The sequence below is a fragment of the Streptomyces durocortorensis genome (assembly GCF_016901035.1).
Classification (GTDB): domain Bacteria; phylum Actinomycetota; class Actinomycetes; order Streptomycetales; family Streptomycetaceae; genus Streptomyces; species Streptomyces durocortorensis.
This window is the reverse complement of record NZ_JAFEUF010000319.1, coordinates 1-6,622: the sequence shown is the minus strand read 5'-3', so window position 1 is coordinate 6,622 and position 6,622 is coordinate 1. Positions and strand designations below refer to the sequence as shown.

4 protein-coding genes are annotated in these 6,622 nt (G+C 74.9%); 3 read left to right on the top strand and 1 reads right to left on the bottom strand.

Annotation, left to right across the window (positions count from 1 at the left end; translation table 11 throughout):
- Positions 1–278 precede the first annotated feature (278 nt).
- The 3 genes from JS521_RS32560 to JS521_RS32550 all read left to right on the top strand — a co-directional run bounded on the left by JS521_RS32560 (position 279) and on the right by JS521_RS32550 (position 4,153).
- On the top strand, positions 279–764 hold the full coding sequence (locus tag JS521_RS32560; protein WP_205086499.1) for a DUF6643 family protein: 486 nt from the start codon (positions 279–281) through the stop codon (positions 762–764).
- Positions 765–940: 176 nt separating this feature from the next.
- Positions 941–1,558: an Rv1733c family protein gene (locus tag JS521_RS32555; protein ID WP_205086498.1), complete on the top strand. Its 618-nt coding sequence runs from the start codon at positions 941–943 to the stop codon at positions 1,556–1,558.
- A 168-nt stretch (positions 1,559–1,726) separates the two neighbouring features.
- Positions 1,727–4,153, top strand: coding sequence for a right-handed parallel beta-helix repeat-containing protein (locus JS521_RS32550; RefSeq protein ID WP_205086497.1), 2,427 nt, complete (start codon positions 1,727–1,729; stop codon positions 4,151–4,153).
- Here the strand turns inward: JS521_RS32550 and JS521_RS32545 are convergent.
- A complete protein-coding gene (locus JS521_RS32545; RefSeq protein ID WP_239488150.1) occupies positions 4,120–6,447 on the bottom strand; it encodes a hypothetical protein in 2,328 nt (775 codons plus the stop codon). The genes JS521_RS32550 and JS521_RS32545 overlap by 34 nt on opposite strands.
- Positions 6,448–6,622: the final 175 nt, after the last annotated feature.

Here is a 6,622-nt window from a genome sequence, read left to right as displayed (position 1 = left end):
CCCTGCCCCCCCTGCTCTCTCCGCGCCCCCCCCCACCTTCACCCCCCCCCCCCCCCGCCCCCCCCCCCCCCCCCCCCCCCCCCCCCGCCGGCCCCGGCCCCTCCCGGCGATCCGCCGGTAACCCCCCGTGAACTTGGCCTTTACACGATCAGTAGACGTCGGTGCGCCCTTTTTTGCCAAGTTCGCTCGCATTGGGGATCGCGGTTCACTCACATCGCGGAAACCAACCCTCTTATCGGGCTCCACAACCGGCGCGTCGAGGGCTTAACTTAGACGGCATGACGTCCCCCCGCTCCACCTTCGGCGGCGGCTACTACGCCGCGTCGTTCCCCGACACTCCGATCTACGACTCCTTGGTCGCGGAGCGGGGAACCCCTCAGATCGCCCCCATCCGCGTGCCGGCCGCCTATGACACCGGCAACAGCTACCTGCCGGCCCTGCCGTCGGCGCTGCCCGCCCTGCCCGCGGCCCCGTCGCAGCAGACCGGCTCCTACGGCTACCCGCAGCAGCAGCCGATGCCGCAGTACCAGCAGGCTCCGGCGCAGCACACGCCGATGCAGCCCGCACAGCTGCAGCACGCGCCCGCGCCGTACATCCCGCAGCAGCCCTCGGCGGTCCGCGGCTACCCGCAGCAGGCCCAGCCGCAGCGCCCCGCGCCCGCCACCGGGTACGAGTCGATGCGGCCTGCCTCGCCGCGGCCCGCGCCGGCGCAGTCGCCGTACGAGGACCCGTACAACCGGCCGTACCAGAGCCGGGGATACTGAACCGCACCCCCCTCTCCGTACGGCACGGTGCGCCGGGGGACGCACCAGGCAACCTCGGACGCCTGAACGGGGTCTAGTGGTACGGAGGCCGGGCTCGGCAGCTCGACGATCCGCCGCACCACGGGCCCGCCGAGGCAGGCCGCGGGGACATCGATCGACGGGGACGGGGGCACGGGGTGAGGAGGCAGTGGGCACTGCTGCGGGGACTGCTGCGCGGGCGGGACAATCCGCTGCGCCGTGCCACCGACCGCCGTGAGGGCTGGGTGGCGCTCGGGGCGCTGCTGCTGCTCGCGGTCGGCGCCCCGGCCGCTGGCTGGGCGGGCGGTACGGTCGCCGATTCCGCCCTCCAGCAGTCGGTACGGGCCCAGCACGAGGAGCGCCACCGCGTCGACGCGGTCGTGGTGGGCCGGGCGCCCGGACGGGAGCGGTCCGCCGGTGATCCCGAGGGCGTCGAACGGGCCGCGCGCATCTGGGTGGTGGCGTCCTGGCAGGCCCCGGACGGCAGCCCGCGCACCGGAGAGGTGGCCACCGCATCGGGGCCCGGCGCCCCGGGATCCCCGCTGCGGATCTGGACGGACGCGGCGGGCCTTCCCGTCTCCCCGCCGATGGACGTGCGCACCGCCCGGTCCCATGCCGTGCTGGCCGGCATCGGCACCTTCCTGCTCGCCGCCGGATGTGTCGAGGCGGGCCGCAAGGCGGTCGTAGGGCACATGGTGCGGCAGCGGTACGCACGGCTGGACCGGGAGTGGGCCGCGGCGGGCGCGGACTGGGGCCGGGCCGGAACGGGCGGCTGACCACGGGCTCCACCGCCCGCACGCGGCCGCCGGCGAACACCGCTCCGCCGGGCCGACTCGTCAACTCACGCCCCTCGCGCGCGCTACGGTGGTCCGACCCCGTCCGCCTCCCCGGCGACGGACGGACCCGAGGCATCGCACAGCACGAGGTGGGGGCACAGCAACGCCATGGCACAGGGCACGGTCCAGGTGACGCACACCGGCACATCGCGATGGCGCCGCCGCACCGGCGAGTACGCCTCCCTCTCCGCGGCCCTGGAGGCGGCGGCCGAGGGCGACGTCCTCACCGTCGCGCCCGGGACCTACCGGGAGAACCTCGTCCTTCACCGCGCGGTGACGCTGCGCGGCCCCGAGGGTTCGGTCGGCTCCGTGCGGATCGCGCCGGTCGACGGCGTACCGCTGACCGTGCGCGCCTCCGCGGTGGTCCAGGACCTGCACATCGAGGGCCAGGACTCGGCGGCCCCGGCGCTGCTGGTGGAGGACGGCACGGCCGAGCTGACGGACCTGCGGATCGTGACCCGGTCGGCGGCGGGCATCGAGGTGCGCGGCGCGGCCCGGCCCACCGTGCGGCGCTGCACGGTCGACAATCCGGCCGGGGTCGGCATCGCCGTACTGGACGGCGCGGGCGGGGTGTTCGAGGAGTGCGAGATCGTCTCGGCGGGCCAGTCCGGGGTGTCGGTCCGCGACGGCGGGCACCCGCGTCTGGACCGCTGCCGGATCCACCACGCGTCCGGGGCGGGCATCGGCGTCACCGGGGAGGGCAGCGGCCTGGAGGCGTTCGGCTGCGAGGTGTACGAGATCAAGGGCAGCGGCATCCAGATCACGGCCCGCGCCTCGGCCCACCTGACCGACTGCACCGTGCACCGCACGTCGGCGGACGGTGTCACGCTGGACACCGACGCGGTACTGACGCTCGCCGACTGCGACATCCACGACATTCCGGAGAACGCCGTCGATCTGCGGTCGCGTTCGGTGCTCACGCTGACCCGCTCCACGGTCCGCCGGTTCGGCCGCAACGGGCTCTCGGTCTGGGATCCCGGCACCCGGGTCGACGCCAACCAGTGCGAGATCCACGACAGTACGGGCGACTATCCGGCGGTCTGGGTCAGTGACGGCGCGACGGTGATACTGGACGCCTGCCGGGTGCACGACGTGCCCGACGCGCTTTTCGTCCTCGACCGGGGTTCGCGCGCCGACGTGGTGGACAGCGACCTCTCCCAGATCCGTAACACCGCGGTATCGGTGAGCGACGGGGCCACCGCCCAGCTGGACGACTGCCGGATCCGCGAGGCGTCCACCGGCGCCTGGTTCCGGGACCACGGCAGCGGCGGCACGCTGAACAACTGCACCATCGACGCGGCCCAGACCGGGGTCATCGTCACCAAGGGCGCGGACCCCACCATCGAGCGCTGCACGGTCACCTCGCCCGCCGAGGCGGGGTTCTACGTCTCGGCCGAGGGCCGGGGCACCTTCGACGGCTGCCGGGTGACGGGCAGCGAGGGCTACGGCTTCCATGTCATGGAGGGCTGCCGTACGACCCTGACCCGGTGCCGTACCGAGCGGTGCGCGCGGGGCGGTTACGAGTTCCCCGACGGCGAGACCGGTTCCGCGGCCGGGCCGGTGGCCCGGGACTGCACGAGCGACGAGAGCGGGCTGCGGACGGCTCCGGCTCCGGCCCCCGCTGTGCTGACGGCCACCCCGTCGACCCCCGGCCTGCTCACCGCGATGCCCGGCCAGCGGCCCGCGGAACCCGATCCGGTGGCCCCGGCCGCCGAGCCGGCCCGGGACTCCGTGGCGGTCCTCGGTGAACTGGACGCGCTGGTGGGGCTGGAGAGCGTCAAGCGGGAGGTGCGGGCGCTCACGGACATGATCGAGGTGGGCCGCCGCCGTCAGGAGGCCGGGCTCAAGGCCGCGTCCGTCCGCCGGCACCTCGTCTTCACCGGCTCCCCCGGTACGGGCAAGACCACGGTCGCCCGGCTGTACGGGGAGATCCTGGCGTCGCTCGGGGTGCTGGAGCGCGGTCATCTGGTCGAGGTGTCCCGGGTCGACCTGGTCGGCGAGCACATCGGCTCGACGGCGATCCGGACCCAGGAGGCGTTCGACCGGGCGCGCGGCGGGGTGCTGTTCGTCGACGAGGCGTACGCGCTGTCCCCCGAGGACTCCGGCCGGGACTTCGGGCGGGAGGCCATCGACACCCTGGTGAAGCTGATGGAGGACCACCGGGACGCGGTCGTCGTGATCGTCGCGGGCTACACCCATGAGATGGAGCGGTTCCTCACCGTCAACCCCGGGGTGGCCTCGCGGTTCTCCCGGACCATCACCTTCGGCGACTACGCCCCCGAGGAGCTGCTGCGGATCGTCGAGCAGCAGGCCGAGGAGCATGAGTACAGCCTGGCGGAGGGGACCGGGGAGGCGCTCCTGAAGCACTTCACGGTGCTCCCCAAGGGCCCCGCCTTCGGCAACGGCCGCACCGCCCGCCAGACCTTCGAGTCGATGGTGGAGCGGCACGCGGGCCGGGTCGCCCAGCTCGCCGAGACGAGCACGGACGACCTGACCCTGCTCTACCCGGAGGACCTCCCCGAACTGCCCTTCTGAGTCCGTGCCTCCGCCTGCCGGGGGACGAGCGGGCCCAGCTCCTCCAGGAGGTCGGCGCGCGCGTCGGCGAAGGCCGGGTCGGCCTGGTAGTCGGAGTGCCCGAGGATCGGTTCGGGCAGCGGGAGCTCCGTGGTCCGCCCGTAGGCCAGCGGGTCCTTGAGCGGACCCCGGTCGACACCCGGGTCGGGGTCCGCGCAGACGCGGACGGGGCCGCCGATCGGGTCGGTGGCCCGCCAGAGATTGCGCCAGCAGTGCACCGAGCGGTGCAGTCCGAGCAGCGGCTCCGGGCCGAAGTACGCCGGGAACCACCGCCCGTACAGCCGCTCCAGGGGCGAGCCGTAGGTGAGCAGCGCGACCCGGCGGCGGGTGGCGTCGGGCAGTTGCCAGACGGCGGACGCGGCGAGCACGCTGCCCTGCGAGTGGCCCGAGATGACGAGCCGGCCCCGGGGCGTGGTCGACGTCCAGGCGGACATCCGCGAGGCGAGGTCGGGGACGGCGCGCTCGGCGTAGCACGGGGGCGCGAAGGGGTGGGCGGCGCGCGGCCAGAAGGTGCCCACGTCCCAGAGGATGCCGATGGTGCGGCGGGCCGAGGCGTCCTTGTAGGCGCGGCGGCCGCCGGCGACGAAGAGTATGAAGCCGAAGCCGATCAGCCAGGAGCCGGTCGACTGCGCGGCATCGGCGAACGATTCCAGGAGCGGTCCCGTCCCGTGGGCGGCCCGGCCCGGCTCCTGGTCGGTGTGCCAGGAGCCGGCGATCGCGCCCGCCCCCAGCAGCAGGGTCGCGGCGGAGACCACGCCGACGATCCAGGGGGCGGAGTCGGTGAGGGCGGCGGCGGCCCGTATCCGGGCGATGCGGCGGGTGCGGCCCTCGTCGGGCGGTTCGGGGGCGTACTCCGCCTCGATGACCGGGGCGAGGCGGCGGGCGGTGCGCGCGGTGCGGACGACCAGCACCAGGACGGGGACGAGCAGGAGCAGCAGGAGGACGGGGATCACGGAGGCCTGCCAGCTGAGCAGGACCGGCGGCCCAACGATGTCGGTGTCATGGCCCATGCCCGGGGTGCCGGACCCGTCCAGCCAGTCGGCGACCCGCTGGGCCACCCCGCCGGTCATCACGCCGCCGAGGGCGCAGGCGAGCATAGCGACGGCGGGGCCGCCGAGTCCGTACAGGATGGTGCGGGGTTCGGGGGTGCGCCGGTAGAGGCCCCGGGCTACTACGGCGAGGGCGATGACGAGGACGCCCTGGCCGAGGGTGAGGAACCGGAAGGCGGTCTCGACGGGCAGGGCGCCCGAGGACTGCCAGTCGGGGCGCGACCAGGACGCGTACACCACGGCGAGGCCGAGCAGGGCGAGGGCGGAGCCGGGCAGATAGCTGATCAGCGCGCCGTCCAGGCGGGTGTCGCGGGTCCGTTCGCTGCGGCCCCGGCGGCAGACGACCCAGAGGACGACGAGCGCGCCGAGGACGATGCCGCCCTCGACGGCCGCGCCGATGAGCCGGGGCACCGGTCCTTCGGCGCTCCGGTCGTGTCGTGCGGCGGCGCCGGCGACGGCCGCGGCGACGGTGAGGAATCCGGCCGCCGTGTGGGCGGCGCGGAGCCGGGCGACGAGCCGGCGGCCGTACCAGAAGCCGGGCCTGCCGAGCGCGGGGCGGACCGGGACGGCCGGGCGCGGGCACCCGTCGGCGTCCGGGTCGGGTGCGGCCGGGCCGTGGGCCGCCTCCGACCCGAACGGGTCGTCGGCGTCGAAGTTCTCTCCGTCCAGGGGGCGTTGGGACTCGTACGCGCTCCAGGTCCGGTTGGACAGATACCACAGGAGCCCCACCAGGGCGGCGGGCACGACGGCGGCCAGGGCGATGCGGCGGCCGGGCTGGGACCACCAGCCGCCCTGATGGGCGGACAGGAAGCCGAGCCAGGAACGGCGTTCAGCGCAGGTCTCGGCGCCCGCGCACTGCCAGGCCAGCAGGTCCAGGGCGACTTCGCAGGCGGCCGCCGTGAGCAGCACGGTGAGGCTGAGGGCGAGAAGCCGCACCAGGACGCCGTACAGCCGGACCGCGCGGGTGCGGCCGGTGGCGGTGGGGCGCATCCAGTGGGCGAGGTTGACCACCATGAACGGCAGGAGCAGCAGCCACAGCGCCCGGGAGCCGTTGCCGGAGGTGAGGCCGGACCAGCAGTACGCCTCGGCGACGGGCTCGTCCCGGTAGCGCTCGGGGTGCTTCTCGCCGTGGGCGTCGTCGGTGCGCCGGTACACGGCGGCGGTCTCGTCGCCGGTGACCCGGACCGTACGGGGGTCGCCCAGCATCTCCTGCGGGGTGGCGCCGCCGACGCCGTGGACGAGCAGTTCCAGTGCGGTCCCGGTGTGCTGCGAGGACGGGGAGGGAGGCGGGGGCGGCCTATGAGGTATCACGCGGTAGGCAGGGGGGGGGGGGGGGGGGGGCCCCCGCGGGCCCCCAGGGAGGGGTGCGGCGGGGCCGCGG

Coding starts and splice junctions, on each gene's coding strand:
- JS521_RS32550 (WP_205086497.1), top strand. CDS start 1,727: ATGGCACAGGGCACGGTCCAGGTGACGCACACCGGCACATCGCGATGG.
- JS521_RS32545 (WP_239488150.1), bottom strand. CDS start 6,447: ATGCTGGGCGACCCCCGTACGGTCCGGGTCACCGGCGACGAGACCGCC.
- JS521_RS32560 (WP_205086499.1), top strand. CDS start 279: ATGACGTCCCCCCGCTCCACCTTCGGCGGCGGCTACTACGCCGCGTCG.